Source organism: Marinicrinis sediminis (assembly GCF_042685085.1).
Lineage (GTDB): Bacteria > Bacillota > Bacilli > Paenibacillales > KCTC-33676 > Marinicrinis > Marinicrinis sediminis.
In genome coordinates this window covers 13487-33136 of record NZ_JBHUMM010000011.1, presented here as the reverse complement: position 1 = coordinate 33136, position 19650 = coordinate 13487, and the positions used below count along the sequence as shown (strand labels likewise).

The following is a 19650-nucleotide window of genomic DNA, read 5'->3' as shown; positions in this document are numbered from 1 at the left end:
TGTTTAGATCCGCATCATACATATTTGAACGACCTAAACGGCAAAGGAGTAGAGTCTATATGCAACGGGTGTTGGATTTTCTGATGAGCTTTTTGATTTTGTTCATAGAGTTGTCGGCGCTGTTTATTTTGATCAGTTTTTTGGTGAGCTGGCTGCAGCAAAAGGTGCCAGAGGAACGGATTACCCGTATTTTGCATCGACCGAACAAGTGGCTCGGTTATCTGTATGGCACCGGATTGGGCGCTCTCACCCCGTTTTGCTCCTGTTCCACGATCCCGATATTGGCTGGCTTACTGTCGTCGAACGCACCATTTGGTCCGTCCATGTCCTTTCTGATTGCTTCTCCGCTTATGAATCCCGTCGTGGTCGCGTTATTAGGGTCGCTACTCGGCTGGAAGCTAACCTTGATGTATGTGCTGATGATTACCTTTTTTTCCATTCTGGTCGGTGTGGTGTGGGACCGGCTGGGCTTCCGGCATGCGGTTAAGTCGGTCAGAGTCAGACGAAGCGTACATTCAGAAGAGGGTGCTTCGCTATCTGGATGGAGAAGAGCGCTTCAAGATGCCTGGGCCTTTTTTTATCCCCTGCTACCGTTTTTGCTGGTCGGCGTCGTCATCGGGGCGCTCATTCATAATTTTATTCCGGCAGATTTTGTCATGACCTATGCGGGCAGCGACAAGCTGTGGACGATTCCAATCGCCTCCATCATCGGCATTCCGATGTATATTCGTGCGGAAGCCATACTGCCTATCGGGGATGCTTTGGTGGGCAAGGGGATGGGCGTCGGTGCGGTTATGGCCTTGTTGATCGGCGGTGCAGGAGCAAGTATTCCCGAAGTTGTGCTGCTCAGCAAGCTGTTTCACAAAAAATTAGTGATCGCCTTTGTGGTATCGATTTTGTTCGTAGCTACGAGTACAGGCCTGATCATGCAAATGATCCTGTGAAGGAGGTGAATGATATGTCTGAATCATCCTCTCGTCTGAAAAAGTGGTTCTCGAAACCTTCCAAGAATAAGAAGGCATGCTGTAGCGTCGAATTTGAAGAAGTAGACCCGAACGTGTCCCAAGATCGGAACCAGGACAAGGGAAAAGTCAACAAGGGGAAAAACATCGACAAAGAGATCAGCGAAAACTAAGCCTCAAACCAGAGAGAGTTAGCAGGAATCGCATCAAAGCAGAGTATAATCAGATAACAAAACAGAGCACCCAGTGTCGTACACAAAGAGTACCCAAGCGTACCGAACATTGTACACACAGAGAGCACAAAAGGGGAACATGCCAAGAAAGACCGCAGAGATGATCAAACAAAAGAAACACCTGCCTATTTGCAGATGTTTCTTTTTTCATGCTATAAATAGGGAAACTGATTAGGGAAACGGAACAGGAGGAAAATTGATGACGACAGAAGGAAAACAGTCCGGTACCATTCGGGAACAGATTCAGCCAAGATTGAAAGTGAGAGTGGTACAGAAACAAGATCAGCGATCAGGTGCTTTGACAGAAGGCACTGTGCAGAACATATTAACGAAATCTCCTCAGCACCCTCACGGCATTAAAGTCAGATTGACCAGCGGAGTGGTGGGCAGGGTAAAGGAGATCATTCCGACTTAGGCAAAATCAAGGTGAATCGGGTTTCCTGATGAGGGATGCTGGTGACGGTCACTTCTCCTTCGTGAGCGGATACGATTTCCTTGACGATGGAGAGCCCAAGGCCAAAGTTCTGACTTTTCCGATTTTGGCTGCCCTGATAAAATCGGTCAAACAAGTAGGGCAAGTGTTCCGCTGCAATACCTTTGCCACGATCTGCAATGGAGATTTCCACATGTGTCTGTGCTTCCTGGTAGGCCACTTCGAGATACTTTCCACTGGCTCCATAGGACAGAACATTGTCCAGCAGGTTGCGCAGCGCTCTTTCGATTAAGTGCGGGTCCACCACGAGCGGGGTGGAGATATCCGGTATGTATAGGTTCGTCTCGAACTGGTGCAACTCCAGTAAAGGCAAATACTCCGCTAACGTTTTACGGAGAATTTTGGGTAATGCAGTAGGCTGTTTTTTCAGCTCAATGCCATGCAAATCGAGCTTGGACACTTCAAACAGGGTGTGAATCAGCTTCTCCATGTACTGCGACCGAAGCACGATGACCTCCGCGTGAGCCTGCAACTCGCCCTCATTGCGATACAGCCCTTTGCTGATGGTGTCCGCATAGCCGAGAATATGGGTCAATGGTGTCCGCAAATCATGCGACAGATTCGAAATCAACGTCTTGCGCTTGTTCTCCTGCTGTTGAATAAGGGCTACCTGCTCCTGAATGCGCTTGGACATGGCATTGAAGTGCCGGGCAAGCTGTCCGATCTCATCTTTGGACGTATCTTCAATCTCGATTTGTTGAACCAGCGTCGTATTGGACAATCCTTCGTTTAACCGATGTAGTCGTTTCCTTAATGAACGGAAAAAGAAATAAGTGAAAAAATAGGGCGTGATGATAAAAACAAGAAACGGGACCATCAGGGTCAGAATCGTAAGGAGAGACCATTCTCGGATATAGATATGAACCTGCCTTTCCTGCATGGCTTCATTGGGGACGTGCATCAGCAGGTAATACACCTGTTCGCGGCTCTTGGCTGAATAGATCAGATGAATAGGCTGCTCCGGTGACCACAGGTTGAAAGGAGCCCCGACAAACAGCTCGCTGAATTCAGTAAACGGGTAGGGGTGGCTGCGACTATTGGATGAATACAGGATTTGTCTCGAGGTATTCAGCCACTCAAATTCCAGGGCAGGATGCTTGGCCTGATGCTTCTCCATCAAGGCTGCCAGACTGGATGGCTCGGCACCGGCAACCTCCAGTTCTTCGATGATGTCAGCAGCAAGAGAGGCGAGTGTCTCATCCGTGTATCCCGTTGAAGATAGCTTGCCGAGTGTAAGGACCAGACTGAAAAACAACAGAACCGCCACCAGGCTGCTCATAATAAAATAAAGCCATAATTTCAGAGAAAGCTTCATATCAGACCTCCAGAAGACGGCTTCATATCAGACCTCCAGAAGACGATAGCCAATCCCCCATATGGTTTGAATATATTGCGGAGATTTGGGATCGTCCTCTATTTTTTTGCGCAAGTAGTTAATATACACGCTTAAATTGTTCGCATCAAAGTGATCATGCTTCCAGACTGCTTCATATATTTCTTCCTTGGTGAAGGTATGCCCCGGTTGTTGCAGAAATACAGACAACAGATCACATTCGGTTTGGGACAGAGCATGCGCGACCCCATGAATTTCAACCGTCAGAGATCTTTTGTTGAGCCGGATGGGACCGTATTGAATGCAATGCATGCTGGTCGAGGAGAAGGGATGGCGACTGCGGCGAATGTTGGCGATCACACGAGCAGTCAGTTCACTCGGGATGAAAGGCTTGGTCACATAATCATCTGCTCCAAGGCCCAGGGTCTCGATCTTCTTCTCAATTTCCGTGATGGCACTGAGTACAATGAGGGGCGTATGCATTTGTCTGGCGTGCAATTCTTTTAGCACCTGTAATCCATCCGTGTCATCCATCATCAGGTCGAGAATGACCAGATCAAAAAAATCTTCCTCCAGGAAGGAAAGGGCTTCACGTCCGCTCGCGGCTTCTGTATATTGCATGCCTGCTTCACGCATATGTATAGCAATAAGCCGACGGGTGTGCGGTTCATCATCGACAATGAGAATATGGGCCTGATGCATGATCTGAATCTCCTCCTTCGCGAATGGCTCCCCTGTAAATTGTACTACAATCTGGCTCGCAGAAAATGGAATAGGCAGTCCATTAAGCCGTATTTTAAGAATTCTTTAAGAAACAAGCCGTGTATGGGACGGGTTTATTTGTTCGAACTTCATGTTAGAGAGAGGGGTGAATGCATGGCAGGTCAGGATGCACTCAAACAGGTCAACAAGGTATTAAGGTATATCGAACACCATTTGAATGAACCGCTGTCTCTGGAAATGCTCGCGAAGATCTCCACGTATTCGGCCTATCATTTTCAGCGTACGTTCAAAGCGATTGTTGGCGAAACACCAGCCGCCTATATGAAACGGCTGCGTCTGGAAAATGCGGCGCACCTGCTTATATATGAGCCGGACATTCCTGTAACGGAGGTCGCACTCATGAGTGGCTTCTCTTCGCTGTCTTACTTTACATACTCATTTCAGGCCTACTTCCGTACAAGTCCCAGCAAGTGGCGGGAAGGAGCCTATCTGGAGCGTTTCCCGAGGGAATATGCGTCTCAGGATAATCGCAAGAAATCTAAACAGCTTCGCAAGAATGAGCAAGAAGACGGCTCACCCCGCGGGTATAATGAATTCAGATGGCTCGATCTGAACAGGGTGAACATCATGGAGATGCCTGCTTGTCAGGCAATAAGTCGAACCAAGATTGGACCGTACACAGCAGGAATTCCACAGGCTTGGGAAGACCTCTATCACTGGTGTACCTCAAGAGATTTCATCAAGCAGGATACGTTCATGTTCGGAATACCAAGAAGTAATCCGTACATTACCCCTCCGGAGAAAAGTCGCTATGATTGCCGTGTGGAGATTTCCGAAGAAGCGCTGCGCCATATGGATCAAGACGATATCGTTTGGTTCCAGGGAGGCAAGCATGTGGTCTATGTATTTGAAGACAAAGTGGACTACAGGGAACGAAGCAGGCTGATCGAGTGCTATTCGGAATTGTACAGCTACTGGCTGCCCAAAAGCGGCTATCGGTATTTAAGTAATCCGATCGAATGGATTGAACTGCAACAGGTGGAAGGTTCACTATCTACTCGATGCCTGATCAAAGCGATTGGACTTGCCATCGAACCCAAATAAGAAGGAGCCTGACAGGTATGCTAATTGACTGGAACCATATTCACTATTTGCCCATCTTGATCGGTGGATTCGTCTATATGTTGTATGGGGGAATCTATTACTCCATCGTGGTACCGAATAAACAAGGCCGTAACCGTGCCATGACAAGGAATCCGAACGAGGGTTCGGAGGGAACTCAGGGTTCAGAGGGAACTCAGATACCCAAAGGATCCCTAAAGTATGTGTATGCGGTACTTACGGCCTTTGTCAGTTCGTTTATCGTCGGCATCATTACCCAGTCGATGGGGACAGAAGAACTATGGACGGGGATTGGGGTCGGGTTCATGATCGGACTTGTGATTGCCATGGTGTATGTGAAGAACTGGATGTTTGGACTACTATCTACGAAAACCCTTCGCATTGCCATTGGGGTTCATTTGGTCATCTTTACAATACTGGGACTGATCAATGCCTGGCTAGCTTAAAGAGAAGCATGCAGTACGATTACAACCTCCTGAATTGGTTTAAATCCATATGAAGGAGGTTGAAGGCATGTTACATGGACAAATGTATGTCAACGGACATTGGATGGATACGGAAAAAAAGAAAAAAGTGCTGAATCCAGCGACATTGGAGGTACTGGGCACGGTGCCTTCAGGAGGCGGGGAGGAAGCCAAGCAGGCAGTGGACGGGGCAGCTGAGGCGTTCCCGGAGTGGGCTGCACGCACAGTCTATGACCGACATGAATATCTGATGAAATGGCATCATTTGATCAGAGCGCATATCGACGAATTAGCCAAGCTCATCACCCTGGAGTCAGGCAAGCCCCTCCAGGAAGCACGTGGTGAAGTGCAATATGCCAATGACTATATCGCTTGGTATGCGGAGGAAGCCAAGCGTATTTACGGAGAGACGATTCCTCCTTCCAGCAGTGGCAAGACACTCATGGTCAGAAAAGAACCGGTGGGTGTCGTAGCGGCGATTACGCCGTGGAATTTTCCGGCAGCCATGATCACCCGCAAGATAGCGCCTGCATTGGCAGCGGGCTGTACCGTTGTGCTGAAGCCAGCCGAACAGACCCCTTTCACCGCACTTAAGCTCATTCAGTTGGCTGAGCAGGCCGGGATACCGCAGGGAGTTGTCAATGTGCTGACCGGTGAAGCCAAGGACATTGCGAAAGTCTGGCAGCAAGATGCACGCGTACGCAAAGTAACCTTTACAGGCTCCATTGAGGTAGGCAAACAACTGATGAAAGACGCTGCCGATACGATGAAGAAACTGTCGCTTGAACTGGGCGGTCAGGCCCCGTTTATTGTAAGCAAGCATGCCGATATCGACAAGGCGGTGGAAGGGGCTATCCAGTCCAAATTCCGCAACGGTGGTCAGGTCTGTATCGCAGCCAACCGATTTTACGTGCAGGAAGAGAGGATGGAAGCCTTTACCGAAGCCTTGTTGTCGAAGGTATCTGAGCTAACTTGCGGGAATGGCATGGAAGAGGGGGTAGACATTGGCCCACTCATTAACGAGCAAATTTATGAGAAAGTCATGAATCACATTGCCGATGCCAAGGAAAAAGGCGCCACCATTCTGACAGGCGGCACGACACAGGAGGACGGTCCGGGCTACATGGTGAAGCCAACGGTACTGACGAATGCGACGGATGACATGCTATGCATGCAGGAGGAGACATTTGGACCGGTCATCGCCATGACCAGCTTTCAGACATTGGAGGAAGCGGTTCGAAGAGCGAACAACACCAGCTATGGCCTCGCTGCGTATGCCTTTACCGAACAGCTGGATGAAGCCTTTTATCTAGCCGAAAATCTGGAATATGGCATCGTCGGCTTGAATGACGGCAGACCCTCTGCTGCCCAAGTCCCATTTGGTGGATACAAGGAAAGTGGCATCGGTCGCGAGGGCGGTCATTATGGCATTCAGGACTTTCTGGAAATCAAATATATTTCCTTTGCAACGTCATGAATGGATCATGATGTTCACACTATGAAAATCCCGGTTTCATTATGAAACCGGGATGTTTGCCTGTCTGCTGCTAGGGCAGCACGCGTCCTCCACGTACAAAACGCCACTCCAGATGAGAATCTGCTACTTCATCAATGCGAACTCCGCCTGTTTTTTTGCTGGCGGTATGGACCATTTTGCCATCTCCCATATAGATGCCGACATGCGAAATGCGCTCAGACATCGGATTGATCCCATCATAATCCTCTTCCCGCCATCCTTCATAGCTCATAAAGAACAACAGATCTCCTGGACGAGCCTGAGACAGATCGGTATACGTATCCGTCCCGACAGCCTGCACATAACGGGCCTGACTTCGACTGTCCATGGGCAGTTCCAATCCCAAGGCGCCGAGATACGCATAACGGGTAAAATCTGAACAGTCAAACGTACGCGGGTCATCGCGATCAGACCCGTATTCGTACGGAGTTTCTAAAAAATGCAAGCCAAAAGAAATGACATTGTTGGCGTAATTCCCGTTTTTCGGCTTGATAGCCGGATTCACTTGTGGCTGATGAAGCTCATTGGATCGAGTAGACAGGAACAGGTTCTGTGATGTGCCAGGCGGAGGAGCTGTTTCCGTGTGGGAGGAAGAGTTGATGTTGGATGGAAGAACCTTCTCTACGTCCAGATCCCCTTTTCGAAGCTCTGCATCTTCGGCTAGAATCACGGGGTTATCCATTTTGTTATCGGTCGCGTGCATGATGTGTTCAGCGTCGTCTGACTGACAGCCCGAAAGGTACAACGCGCCTAACAGGATGAACAGGCCAAGTTTCTTGCTCATTTCCGAACCCTCCATTTCAATTGACATCGGAAAAACATGTCCGTATGATACCCTGAAGAGCGTGGAACCATGCGCCTGCAAACAAGCAGCCCGCTATCCATCGACCTCATTAATCGGAGGAGGAAGTCATATGCTAGATCGAAATGTAGATCAAGGCGTACGCTTGATCAGGCCGAATCGGATGTACAAGGACGCTTATCTTTCCTTTTATAACGAGTGGAAGGCAAGTGGAGAAAAGATGGTACCCTGGGTAATCGAACGGGACCCGTCGAACTTTGAGGACATGCTGCTCAGGTTGGAGGATGACGAAGATCCGGAGAAGTTGCCGGAAGGATGGGTGACGAATTCCACCTACTGGCTTGTGGATGACACGAATGTGGTGAAAATAGTAGGCGTTGTCAACATCCGTCATGCCCTCACCCCAGTGCTGAGGAAGAATGGGGGACATATCGGTTATGGCATTAGACCCGGAGAGCGGCGCAAAGGATACGCTACCATCTTGCTTGCTAAAGCCTTGGAGATCGCAAAAAACAGGGGAATTTCAGACATATTGCTGGTTTGTCACGCGCATAACGTGGCCTCTGAACGTACCATACGTCGCCATGGTGGAATGGAGGACGAAGGGTATGTGGATGAAGCGGGCGAGTCGTTCAAACGCTTCTGGATCCATCCCGGCCATTGAACGGAAGCAAGCAATAAAAGAGCGTCTCCTCCTATTGCAGAGGAAACGCTCTTTCGTCATTTCAGTCCTTGCTTACAGCTTACAGTTCTCCGATTACAGTTCTCCGATGATTTTCAGGAAATGATACACCAGTGCAGCTGCTTCGCCTTTCGAAGTATCTTCTGTAGGCGTCATTTTTCAGTCAAAATACCTCTTATCCCTTGACATCAAAAAATGGAATATGTTATATAAAAGTAGGGGTTAGCACTCTGGATCAATGAGTGCTAAAATTACATAGAGACTGCAAGGATGATCCGGGAAGATGGCAAGCAGTCCATACGAAGCTTTATTTTCCAATGCAGGCAGTTGGGCTGTACATAGCCCGTGAAGTTGAACAATCACTTTATGAACATAACGGAGGGAGAACCATTTATGGCGAAGAAGCAGTTTAAAGCAGAATCCAAGCGTTTATTGGAAATGATGATTAACTCCATTTATACGCAGAAAGAAATTTTCCTGAGAGAATTGATTTCCAATTCCAGTGACGCGATTGATAAAATCTATTATCGCGCTCTGACCGACGATGCGATCCAGTTTAACAAGGAAGATTACTATATCAAGATCGAGGCGGACAAGGACAACCGCATTCTCAAGATTACGGATACCGGTATCGGCATGAACAAGGAAGAGTTGGAGAATAACCTCGGGGTTATTGCCCAGAGCGGATCGTTTGCGTTCAAGAAGGAGACCGAGCAAAAGGATGGTCACAACATCATCGGTCAATTCGGTGTAGGCTTCTACTCTGCCTTCATGGTCGCAGATGAAGTCACCGTCGTCAGTAAGGCACTGGACAGCGATGAAGCATATACATGGCACTCCAAGGGTGCAGACGGCTATAGCATCAAACCGGCTGAGAGAGAGGCTGTCGGGACTGAGATTACGCTCAAGATCAAGGAAAATACCGAGGACGAGCAGTATGATGAATTTCTGGACGAATACCGCTTGAAGACCGTGATCAAGAAATATTCCGATTTCATTCGCTATCCGATCAAGATGGATGTCACAACTCGTGCGCCCAAGGAAGACAATGAAGAAGAATTTGATGAGTTTACCGAAGAGCAAACGGTCAACAGCATGGTGCCGATCTGGCGCAAGAACAAGAGTGAGCTGACGGATGAGGACTACGCAGCGTTTTATGCAGAGAAACGCTATGGCTTTGACAAGCCGCTCAAGCACATTCACATCAGTGCAGACGGGGCAGCCGTCTATCAGGCGATCTTGTTCATCCCGGAGAGCACCCCGTTCGATTATTATACGAAGGAATACGAGAAAGGGCTGGAGCTGTATTCCAATGGCGTCCTGATCATGAACAAGTGCGCCGATCTGCTCCCGGACTATTTCAGTTTCGTGAAGGGAATGGTCGATTCCGAGGATCTGTCCCTGAACATTTCCAGAGAGATGTTGCAGCATGATCGTCAGTTGAAGCTGATCGCCAAAAATATCAAGAACAAAATCAAGAGCCAGCTCGTCAGCATGCTGAAGGACGAAAGAGAGCAATATGAGAAGTTCTACGAATCGTTTGGCAGACAACTGAAATTCGGTGTCTACAATGACTACGGCATGCAGAAGGAAGAACTGCAGGACCTGCTTCTGTTCACTTCGTCCAATGAGAAAAAGCTTGTTTCACTGGATGAGTATGTGTCCAACATGCCGGAAGAGCAAAAATATATTTACTACGCAGTCGGGGAATCGGTGGATCGTATTGAGAAGATGCCGCAAACCGAGCTCGTCAGAGATAAAGGTTTCGAAATTCTTTACTTCACGGATGATGTGGATGAGTTCGCGATCAAAATGCTGATGAAGTACAAAGAGAAGGAATTCAAATCCGTATCCAGCGGAGACCTGGGCATTGAAGCAGATGAACAGGATCAGCAGGCTGAAGAGAAAGGCAAGGAACACAAGGAATTGTTCGAAGCCATGAAGGAAATTCTCGAAGGCAAGGTCAAGGACGTCAAGGCGTCCAAGCGCCTCAAGTCTCATCCGGTCTGCTTGACAGCCGAAGGAGATGTATCCATTGAGATGGAGAAGATCCTGAATGCGATGCCGAACAACCAAGAAGTTCAAGCCAATAAAGTGCTGGAGATTAACGTCAACCATGATGTCTTCAACACCCTCAAATCTGCGCACACAGGGGATGAAGAAAAGCTGAAGCTGTATACGCACCTGCTGTACAATCAGGCTTTGCTAATCGAAGGTTTGCCGATTCAAGACCCTGTCCAGTTTACAAACGATATTTGCAAAGTAATGGCTTAAGGGAATGGCTTAAGGCGTCTGCACGGCCATCTGCGATGCAAATTCAAAGACCTGCCCCGAACGAACAGGAGGGCAGGTCTTTGTTTGTCTTTTGTTTGTCAATGAATGAATCTTGCCTCGACTATTTAATTGTAAGGCTGACCTCCTGATCCGGTTTCGCTACCGCATACTTCCAGATATAAATCTCCGCTTCTGTGCCAGAGAATCCCTCGTAACGGTCCATCCCAAATGCGTCCCCGTCACCCTGAATGGATGCATGCATCGGTTTTCCGTATATACGTTTGCCATCATGTAATTGATAGGTTTGCCAGATACCCGAAAATTCGTTATTTTCGCTGTCACTTTGAACGATTAAATTGCCCTGCTCCATATAGTACGTCCATGTGATTGGATAGCCGTCCAGATCAGCCTGCAAAGATTGTTTCTCCTGACCGATGTTCCGTAGCAGGAACGATTGAGCAGGAGCATCCACGACAATTTGACGGTGTCTGGCATGAAAGGATATCGGGGTTTCAGGCAATATGGACAGAGAAGCATCTGCCTCAAATCGGAATGCTACGAGATTGTCCGTTTCATTCGATCCGGTATGTTTTCCTTCATAAATCCCTTCTATCCGACGCTCCCCGATTTGTAGCCAATATTCGATATAGGGCGGGGTCATCAGGGTATGATCAGTCTCCGCCAGCACGACGAGCTCAGTCGGAGAAATCACAAGCTCCTTGAGATGCAAGCCAGATTCAGCATCCAGCGGTTTATGGATGACGATTTTCTGTGTGTTTTTTTGCATTTGCTCTTGATCCAGCGTCAGCTGGAAGTTCCAGTCTTCAGACCATTCCTTCTCGATGCGAGCGTAGGTGAGTTGAAAGGCAGTCTCTGGATCTAGCAAAATCTGGTTTTCATACGTGCTCTGGTTTTGAAAACTTTTCTCTCCTGCCGGTGTTCCCATGATATTGGCACCGAGGACTGGCTGTGCCTTTCCGTTCCGGACTACCTGTACATACGGTTGGCTTTTGTCCGTTGTGGAAGTTATATACGTATACGTGGTTTTCAATAAACGGTTCGTGTCTCCAACAGATCTGGTCTCGAGCTGGACGGATTGCAGTCCATCCCTGTTTATGGGAAAGGATTGGACAGCTCCGTCATGTGGCTCATAATCCAGCTTGCTCTCTACTATAGAATAGGCCTGCAAATCTTCGGCAATAAATTGAACGGATTCATGCTGGTCCGGCGACCATTGCGTTTCAAAATAACCGGATATTTTGCCATTTGGCATGTATTTATGGCTTGATTGTCCCGGATGTTTGTTGCCTTTCTCGTCTACCAGATACATCTGATCGAACTGCCAAAGCTGATAAGGAAAATTTCTGGTGTCCAGTGTGTAGAGCAGCAGGGTGCGATCATGATCGGTCACAGCCGTTTCAAGGGTTAACGTGATGCCCTCCCTGACTACAGATGTATCTATGTTCTGGCCCAGCCCTTTTGACATGGCAGATTCAATGCCGGGTTTGCCAAACAACCAAAACCCTTGGTTTTGCGCAGTCAGAATGGCCGGTGTTCCAAATACCACAATCCCAAGCAAGGTCAGCACAGCCCATTGTGCAGCAGTTTGCGGCAAGAACTGGCGTCTTTGTTGAATCGTTTTTTGTTTGTTACGGTCATTTGCCTGGTGTCCCGCTTGTTCAATTTTAGCCCACATTTGATCAAAGTTCGGGTAAGCAGAGTCGGTTTCATTTTTCAATTCTCTCAGTCGTGTTTTCATGCTTTGGCCTCCTTTTGCTGGTGATGCGAAGAAGATGGTCGGTCCTCTCTAGTGCAGCGTGCATGTTTGCCGTCCTCTTTCTTCATCTCTTTGTAAAGCAGCTTCAGCCCTTTGTGCAATCTGGATTTCACAGTCCCGACTGGAATATTCAGAACTTCAGCTGCTTCTGACAAACTCAGGTCGTTCAGATAGCGCAATGTGATTGCTGCACGCATTTTGACAGGCAGCTTTTGCAGGAGCTGGGTGAATTCTGTCTTCGTTTCATCATCCTCAATCATTTTGGAAACGGGACTGGATGTCTCTTTTTGATAAAAAGCTTCCAGCATGCGCTGCTTGGTCTGGGAAAATTGTTTTTTACGCAAAAAGCTGTTAGCCTGATTAACCGCAATCTTCAAAAGCCAGCTTCTCACATACTCGATTTTCTGCCAGTCCTGTCGAAAAGCTCGAATAAAAACCTCCTGACAGATATCTTCTGCGTCCATGGGATTGCCCAGCATATACAAGCAAGTTCGATATACCTCTTTATTGTACGTGTTGAAAAGCTCCCGATCTGTCAACATATAGCCTCCTTCTGTTTAGATATATTTTAAACAACATGAGTGAACAAAAGGTTCATTTTTTTCGGACTCATTTTCTCCTACTTGTGTTGAAAGCGGTATCATGCTAAAGTAGAAGAAACGAAAGGCCATGCAACTTTAGGGTTCAACCTCGCAAGCGACAGGGGTTGAGCCCTTTTTTGCGTGATCATGCCGTTAATCTATTCAATCATTATTCAGGAGGCGAATGGGATGGATCATGTTCAGGCATTACTGCAACGATTAGATGGCATTGGCGTAACGTTGTCCCGCAAGGGTCATGCCCTGATGCTGCTGGCACTGGGATCAGTCGGGAAGGAGACGGAAAGGGCAGATGCCTATTCCGATTTGGACTTTTTTGTGATCGTGGAGCCTGGCTACAAGGCCAGATTCATCGATCAGCTGGATTGGTTAAGCGATACGTATCCACTTGCGTATTCGTTTCAGAATACACGAGATGGACATAAGGTGATGTTTGAGGATGGCATCTACGGGGAATTTGCCGTGTTTGAGGAACAGGAATTGGAGCAGGCGGCCTATGATGAAGGAAGAATGGTCTGGAAGGCGGATACGTTTCACAATGAGCAGCTGGTCAAACCCCATGCACCGTTTCCTCAGGTAAGGGGAACGTCTCTGGATTTTGCCATGAATGAAGCGCTCACAAATCTGTATGTAGGTCTGGGTCGTTATGCGCGAGGGGAGAAGCTGTCAGGCTCCCGTTTTGTACAGGAGCATGCCCTCCATTCCATTCTGTCTGTTCTGCATTTGCTGGAAGAGGAGACGAATTTTTTCCCGGACAAATTCGGCATGGATCGCAGATTGGAGGCACGTTTTCCGGCGTTTGCCAAGCTGCTTCCAGATATGTTGCAGGGTTATGAGCGCGTGCCGGAATCCGCGCTGCACGTCTTGAGTTATATAGAGAGCCGATATGCGGCCAATCCGAAACTGGCTGCAGAAATCCGCCAATTGGCTTCCCTTTGCCTGACAGCAGAGTAATAGAAGATTGACGAGTATGATGGAAGTTACATGATCAGGAAGTTACGTGACTAGTATGATATTCATGAAATGTGATATTCCTTAAAGTAGTGGGTCTGGAAGATGGGTACAATGACAGAAACGAAAGGAGCGTTTGTACCCCATGATTTCAATTGAGGATGTCAGAATTGCCGAGCAGCGGTTAAAGGGCATTATTCATACTACCCCTCTTGATCATTCCAGCACCTTCAGCGAATTTGCAGGGCAGCAGGTGTATTTGAAGCTGGAGAATTTGCAGAAGACAGGCTCTTTCAAGGTAAGGGGCTCGTACAACAAGATGGTGTCACTCGGCCGTGATGAAGTAGATAAGGGTGTGATTGCCGCCTCGGCAGGCAATCATGCACAGGGGGTTGCCTATTCCAGCCGCATGCTGGAGGTGCCTTGCACGGTGGTGATGCCCAAGGATGCGCCCATCAGTAAAATTCAGGCGACCAAGCGTTACGGAGCCAAGGTAGAACTCCATGGGGCTGTATTCGACGAAGCGCTGGCCTATGCGCTGGAACTGCAGGAGCAGAGGGGCGCTACTTTTGTTCATCCTTTTGATGATGAAGCGGTCATCGCGGGTCAAGGCACGATTGGGCTGGAAATCTTGGAGCAGCTCGATGATGTAGACGCGATTGTATGCCCGGTCGGGGGTGGAGGACTGATCGCGGGTCTGGCGCTGGCGGTCAAGGAGCGAAATCCGGCTATTCAGGTGTACGGGGTTCAGGCCGTCGCCTGTTCGAGCATGAAGCAATCACTGGAGCAGAAGAAAAGAGTAACCGTTGAGAGCTATCCAACGATGGCAGACGGAATTGCGGTGAAGACACCCGGCGCCCTGAACTTTGAGCTCATTCAGAAATATGTGGACGACCTGTACTGTGTCGACGAAATGGAAATTGCCCGTACGATGCTGATGCTGCTAGAACGCAATAAATTGCTGGTAGAAGGAGCCGGCGCCAGCGGACTGGCTTCCCTGTTGTATCAGAAGATTCCGCTTAAGGGCAAAAAGGTGGTCACGGTTCTGAGCGGAGGCAATGTAGATGTGAATTTTCTGTCCCGGATTATTGAGCACGGCATGGTCGAGGCTGGTCGCTACTGCAAGTTTACGACGGTCATTCAAGACAAGCCGGGTAAACTGAAGCGTATCCTGGATATTATCTATGAGCAGCAGGGAAATGTCCAGAATGTCTCTCATGAGCATTTCGGCAAAAATATCTTGCCGGGAGATGTGCAGCTGCGGATTTCACTAGAGGCCAGAGATCAGGGGCATATTGACCAGATCATGACGGTCCTGATGGAGCGCGGCTATGAGATTGACCTGTTGAAATAGCAGCTTCACGCTTTAGGCAGGGAGACAGAGAGGCAGGTAAGGTAATGGATCAGGAACAAGATAGGGAACAGGACCAGGAACAGGAATAACATGGGACCAGGGTAAGGAGCAGCTCGCCCGTTTCAGAGAATCGGTTTATCGGCCTCATTGTAATCAAGGACACAATAGGGGCGCATCATCTCATAATCCTCATGCTCCAGAATATGACAATGCCACACAAACAATCCGGCGTAAGGCTGAAACGGGATGATGATACGGGTCAGTTCCCCGGGATGAGCGCAGACGGTATCCTTCCATCCGCGTTCATTTTACGGCGGGCGTTGTCTGGGCCCCGTCAAGATCATACTTCCGGTGCGCACATAGTTTTCCCGGTCAAACGGCTGACGATCCAGTACCTGGAACCGTACCAGATGCAGATGGATGGGATGGGTGGCTCTGGAGACATTGATGAGCGTCCAAATCTCGGTCGTACCAAGTGCCGGCTTTTCCGTTATCGGATCCACCCACAGCTTCCCGTCCAGCAAATGAATGTTTCGCCCGTATTTGTCTGGCACCATATTGAGCAGGAGTGAACGGGTGGGCATCGACTCATGAGGCAGAAGCTTGGGCACATGGCCAAGGAAAGGCAGCACAGAAGGGGAGGAGACAGGGCCGGATGATTGTATCCGAAATTGCATGATGGTTCCCGTTGTTTCAATGGGAGGAAGCTCCCCGTGCGGATAGGGAGAAGGGGCATGATTTAACAGCTCTATCTGGACAGGGGAGGTGCTCGTCATACTGAAATCAATGAGAATATCCGCCCGTTCTGCCGGCGCCAGCAACAGTCGATGGAGTTGAACAGGGGTGCGCAGCAGCCCTTGATCAGAGCCGATTTGCCACATCGGTTGCCCATTGGAGAGAGACAGCTCGTAGAAGCGGGAATTGGAGCCGTTCAGAATTCGAAACCGATACTGGCGTGGCGCGACGTTGAGATAGGGCCATACTTTGCCATTGACGAGTATCGTATCCCCGAAGAAATTCGCCACGACAGAAGGGTCCACACCCTTGACGGGTTTCTTGGGCTCGCTGGGGTAATAGAGTGAGCCGTCCGGCTGAAAAGATCGGTCTTGCAGGAGGAGTGGAATTTCATCGTCTCCCCGGGGGAGTTGCAAGGCCTCTTCGTGCGCGTCACGGATGACATACAAACCCGCTAGTCCCGCATATATATTTAGTCGGGTAATGCCCATGGCATGGTCGTGGTACCACAGCATGGCCGAGGGTTGGACATTGGGATACGTGTATACACGCTGCTTGAAGTACGGCCCGACCTCTGCGAACTGATTCGTAAACCAGGCTTCGGGATACCCGTCACTGTCTGAAGGGGTGGTTCCGCCATGAAGATGAACAACGGTTCGCACTTCCGGCTGTGTCGCCTCAGCGCCGTGTACGGTCTTGTCAACAGGCAGGAAATGTTTGTGCGGGAGTTCATTTTTCCACAGCACTTGAATGGGCTGATCTTTCTTTACCTCCAGAGTCGGCCCCGGATACTGTCCATCGTATCCCCACACCTTTGTCGGGGGCAAATCCCGGTGCAGCTGCTGCCAGACTTCTCGCATACCGATTTCATAATACGGCATGCCGTCTATTTCCTTTATCGGTTTCATAACCGGGATACGCGGTAGTGGATCAACATATTTGCGAAGAACCATCGACTTCACCCTTTCCCTTGCTTTACATACGCCATATTGGAGGTATATGAGCGAAAGGATCATTTCATCCATTTCCGATCCGCAATACGCATGTGGCAAGTGAAGAATCGCTGGGTCATGGTTCCAGTCGGGCGAATCGGGTTAAAGACAGAGAGAGGCTCGAAGAGTAGAGCCAGAGAAAGGCCCAAGACCGCTTGTAGACCGTAGTCGTACATGGATTTAGCCAGGATGGGGATAATGAACGTAAATGGATGTAAAAGGGGAAATGCGAGATGGGAATAACGCCTGAGGAGCGAGTGACGCTGCATGGGTTCAACAACTTGACCAAAACGCTCAGCTTCAATATGTATGATATGTGTTATACGAAAACCAGAGAGGAACGAGAAGCGTATATTGAATACATTGACGAGCAGTATAACGCGGATCGACTCACGCATATATTGAATCAAGTATCTGAAATTATTGGTGCGCATATTCTAAATGTAGCCAAGCAGGATTATGTGCCTCAAGGGGCGAGTGTGATCCTGCTCGTATCGGAAGGGCCGGTGGTCGAAGTACCAACCGAATCGTATGAGGAATCTCCGGGTCCTTTGCCGGACTCTGTCGTGTGTCAGCTGGATAAGAGCCATATTACCGTTCACACGTATCCGGAATATCATCCGCATGAAGGCATCAGCACCTTCCGCGCGGATATCGACGTCTCCACCTGTGGTGAAATTTCTCCGCTCAAAGCGTTGAATTATTTGATCAATTCGTTTGACACGGACATTATGAATATTGATTATCGGGTGAGAGGCTTTACGCGGGATATTGGGGGACGGAAGCTGTTTATCGATCATGAGATCAGTTCCATTCAGAATTATATTCCCGATGAGGTTCGCGATCAGTTCGATATGATTGATGTCAACGTGTATCAGGAGCATATTTTCCACACGAAGTGCAAGCTGCGTAAATTTGATCTGGACAATTATTTGTTCGGCTATACGAAGAGCACATTGAGTGAGGAAGAACAGGACAAGATCACACGGCTGCTCAGCAAGGAAATGGATGAAATCTATTACGGCAAAAATATAAATGACTAGACTGAATCGACCGATCATCAGCGGATTTTTGTGAAGTGATGGTTTGGAGCTTAGAGTGATGCCTCCGCAGCGTGCATCACTCTTTTTTGCATGAAAAAAGCAGAATATGCTAGGATAATGTCAGATGAAGCAACAGATAGAAATGTCGAGGGAAGAGGCGAATATAATGCGGCTGTTCATGTTCATCATTTGGATCCTATTTATCGGTTATGCATGGTTGATGGCTCCGGGGCATCGGGGAGGAGAGGACGAGATCATGCAGAAATTGCTGACTTTGCAGCATGACGAGCCGTCTTTGCTGGCGATGTTTTCCTTGCTCGGGCTTTATCCGATGGCCTTTGCTTTTCTGCTGTTGCGAAATGATCGGGCGGACAAGCCGGCATGGCCATTTTCGCTGGGTGCGTTTGTCCTGGGTGCTTTTGCGCTGATTCCCTATTATTTTATGAACGATTTCCGCCGAATGGGTCATAGAAACAGACTGCCGCATAAACATACCCTGCTGTTGAAGCATCCCTTTCTGTTACTGATTCTGATGATAGGGACCATGGGCGTATTCATTTATGGGTTTGCTGCGGGCAATCTGGCAGTCTATCAAGAGGCCTTTCAGCAATCGCAATTCGTTCATGTCATGACGGTCGACTTTGCCGTGCTCACGCTGTTGTCGATGTATGCCATTCATGTGGATCAACGCTTGAGAGCGACACGTTCCCGGTTGTGGTGGCTTGGGCTTTTCCCGATCATCGGGCTTTTGCTGTACTTGTGGCAGACCGCTGAGGATGTTTACTAGAATCAAATGGGCCATTTCTGTCATAGACAGGCGGTGCTTTTCTCCGTTCATCGCGTCTGGTGATGTATCGGAAGTATGGTTCGAATCGCTTCTGTTTCACCAGACGATACGGAAAGGGAAGTAGTGTCTCTTCATTTTCAGCTTTGTGTAAGTTCCTTTCCTCTATGATTGCGGTACAAGCTCTGCATACCCGAAATCTACATCGAAAGCCTTGCACCAGATGACCACCTTGGCATACTCACTCACATCTACATCACCCGGAATCTCGTAATTCTGGTTGCCGATATTGCCCTTCAGGCTTCCCAATCGCAATCCTTCCGAGGTGGATTGTCCCTCCTTGACCAGGTACACAAACAGATCAGGACCGTTGGTCGTCTCAAAATCCTCGAATCTGATATATACCGTTTCTTCAGACTGCAACGTATAAGCACGGCCGGAAGCTGAATGTTGGCTGTCCCCGTCCTGGAAGCTTCCCTCATGCTTCACAAAAGCCGCCGTTTCGGCATCCATTTCCACTTCATTCGCGGTTTCAGCAGAGGGGTCAGACTGTCCATTATCTGCTACCTCATTACCTGCCATTGCGCTACTTGTTCCCTCGCCAGTTGTCATACCACTCTCTGATTCCTCATCTGTTTGTATGCTGGATTCCTTCTCAGTTGGCACAGGCAAAGCTTCATTGACCACATCATCATGCAGCAACGGTGAGAGCAGCCACCATCCACCCGCTCCTGCGGCCACCAGCAAGATGAAGGCACCCGATAGAAGCCATTTCTTTTTCATCCATTCACACACTCCTCATATTCATTTC

General features: G+C 48.7%; 18 protein-coding genes and 1 pseudogene. 12 read left to right on the top strand and 7 right to left on the bottom strand.

The window, feature by feature from the left end; all coding sequences use genetic code 11:
- Positions 1-59: 59 nt before the first annotated feature.
- The 3 genes from ACFSUC_RS07705 to ACFSUC_RS07695 all read left to right on the top strand — a co-directional run bounded on the left by ACFSUC_RS07705 (position 60) and on the right by ACFSUC_RS07695 (position 1610).
- Entirely contained in the window at positions 60-944 is an 885-nt protein-coding gene (locus ACFSUC_RS07705) for a permease (RefSeq protein WP_379928962.1), read from the top strand.
- Between the two features lie 14 nt (positions 945-958).
- Positions 959-1135, top strand: coding sequence for a hypothetical protein (locus ACFSUC_RS07700; protein WP_379928961.1), 177 nt, complete (start codon positions 959-961; stop codon positions 1133-1135).
- Positions 1136-1394: 259 nt separating this feature from the next.
- Positions 1395-1610: a YwbE family protein gene (locus tag ACFSUC_RS07695; protein ID WP_379928960.1), complete on the top strand. Its 216-nt coding sequence runs from the start codon at positions 1395-1397 to the stop codon at positions 1608-1610.
- On the opposite strand, the gene ACFSUC_RS07690 is transcribed toward ACFSUC_RS07695, so the two are convergent.
- Positions 1597-3003 carry a HAMP domain-containing sensor histidine kinase gene (locus tag ACFSUC_RS07690; protein ID WP_379928959.1) on the bottom strand — a complete coding sequence of 469 codons (1407 nt, stop codon included), beginning with the start codon at positions 3001-3003 and terminating at the stop codon, positions 1597-1599. The genes ACFSUC_RS07695 and ACFSUC_RS07690 overlap by 14 nt on opposite strands.
- Positions 3004-3030: 27 nt before the next feature.
- A complete protein-coding gene (locus ACFSUC_RS07685) occupies positions 3031-3723 on the bottom strand; it encodes a response regulator transcription factor (RefSeq protein ID WP_379928958.1) in 693 nt (230 codons plus the stop codon).
- Between the two features lie 174 nt (positions 3724-3897).
- On the opposite strand from ACFSUC_RS07685, the gene ACFSUC_RS07680 reads away from it, so the two are divergent.
- The 3 genes from ACFSUC_RS07680 to ACFSUC_RS07670 all read left to right on the top strand — a co-directional run bounded on the left by ACFSUC_RS07680 (position 3898) and on the right by ACFSUC_RS07670 (position 6807).
- Positions 3898-4848, top strand: a complete 951-nt coding sequence (locus ACFSUC_RS07680) for an AraC family transcriptional regulator (protein ID WP_379928957.1) — start codon at positions 3898-3900, stop codon at positions 4846-4848.
- A gap of 17 nt (positions 4849-4865) precedes the next feature.
- Positions 4866-5312 carry a DUF1761 domain-containing protein gene (locus tag ACFSUC_RS07675; RefSeq protein ID WP_379928956.1) on the top strand — a complete coding sequence of 149 codons (447 nt, stop codon included), beginning with the start codon at positions 4866-4868 and terminating at the stop codon, positions 5310-5312.
- Positions 5313-5379: 67 nt separating this feature from the next.
- Positions 5380-6807 (top strand): NAD-dependent succinate-semialdehyde dehydrogenase, encoded by a 1428-nt coding sequence (locus ACFSUC_RS07670; protein ID WP_379928955.1) that lies wholly within the window; start codon positions 5380-5382, stop codon positions 6805-6807.
- Positions 6808-6877: 70 nt separating this feature from the next.
- On the opposite strand, the gene ACFSUC_RS07665 is transcribed toward ACFSUC_RS07670, so the two are convergent.
- Entirely contained in the window at positions 6878-7630 is a 753-nt protein-coding gene (locus ACFSUC_RS07665) for a C40 family peptidase (RefSeq protein ID WP_379928954.1), read from the bottom strand.
- Between the two features lie 130 nt (positions 7631-7760).
- On the opposite strand from ACFSUC_RS07665, the gene ACFSUC_RS07660 reads away from it, so the two are divergent.
- Together ACFSUC_RS07660 and htpG are read left to right on the top strand one after the other, a co-directional pair.
- Positions 7761-8312 (top strand): GNAT family N-acetyltransferase, encoded by a 552-nt coding sequence (locus ACFSUC_RS07660; RefSeq protein WP_379928953.1) that lies wholly within the window; start codon positions 7761-7763, stop codon positions 8310-8312.
- A 411-nt stretch (positions 8313-8723) separates the two neighbouring features.
- A complete protein-coding gene (gene htpG, locus ACFSUC_RS07655) occupies positions 8724-10604 on the top strand; it encodes a molecular chaperone HtpG (protein ID WP_379928952.1) in 1881 nt (626 codons plus the stop codon).
- A gap of 121 nt (positions 10605-10725) precedes the next feature.
- Here the strand turns inward: htpG and ACFSUC_RS07650 are convergent, their stop codons facing one another.
- Both ACFSUC_RS07650 and ACFSUC_RS07645 read right to left on the bottom strand, forming a co-directional pair.
- On the bottom strand, positions 10726-12363 hold the full coding sequence (locus tag ACFSUC_RS07650) for a DUF4179 domain-containing protein (RefSeq protein WP_379928951.1): 1638 nt from the start codon (positions 12361-12363) through the stop codon (positions 10726-10728).
- A complete protein-coding gene (locus tag ACFSUC_RS07645; protein WP_379928950.1) occupies positions 12360-12920 on the bottom strand; it encodes an RNA polymerase sigma factor in 561 nt (186 codons plus the stop codon). The genes ACFSUC_RS07650 and ACFSUC_RS07645 overlap by 4 nt, the downstream gene beginning before the upstream one ends.
- Before the next feature lie 231 nt (positions 12921-13151).
- On the opposite strand from ACFSUC_RS07645, the gene ACFSUC_RS07640 reads away from it, so the two are divergent.
- Both ACFSUC_RS07640 and ilvA read left to right on the top strand, forming a co-directional pair.
- Positions 13152-13934: a hypothetical protein gene (locus ACFSUC_RS07640; protein WP_379928949.1), complete on the top strand. Its 783-nt coding sequence runs from the start codon at positions 13152-13154 to the stop codon at positions 13932-13934.
- Positions 13935-14076: 142 nt separating this feature from the next.
- Positions 14077-15285, top strand: a complete 1209-nt coding sequence (gene ilvA / locus ACFSUC_RS07635) for a threonine ammonia-lyase (protein WP_379928948.1) — start codon at positions 14077-14079, stop codon at positions 15283-15285.
- 122 nt (positions 15286-15407) lie between these two features.
- Here ilvA and ACFSUC_RS07630 read toward each other — a convergent pair.
- Positions 15408-16973: pseudogene (locus ACFSUC_RS07630) on the bottom strand (multicopper oxidase family protein).
- A gap of 272 nt (positions 16974-17245) precedes the next feature.
- Here ACFSUC_RS07630 and speD point away from each other — a divergent pair.
- Complete coding sequence (gene speD / locus ACFSUC_RS07625) at positions 17246-18055, top strand: adenosylmethionine decarboxylase (RefSeq protein ID WP_379928947.1); 810 nt, start codon at positions 17246-17248, stop codon at positions 18053-18055.
- A 124-nt stretch (positions 18056-18179) separates the two neighbouring features.
- On the top strand, positions 18180-18842 hold the full coding sequence (locus ACFSUC_RS07620) for a hypothetical protein (RefSeq protein ID WP_379928946.1): 663 nt from the start codon (positions 18180-18182) through the stop codon (positions 18840-18842).
- A gap of 162 nt (positions 18843-19004) precedes the next feature.
- Here ACFSUC_RS07620 and ACFSUC_RS07615 read toward each other — a convergent pair whose 3' ends face one another.
- Entirely contained in the window at positions 19005-19622 is a 618-nt protein-coding gene (locus tag ACFSUC_RS07615; protein WP_379928945.1) for a DM13 domain-containing protein, read from the bottom strand.
- Between the last annotated feature and the right edge of the window lie 28 nt (positions 19623-19650).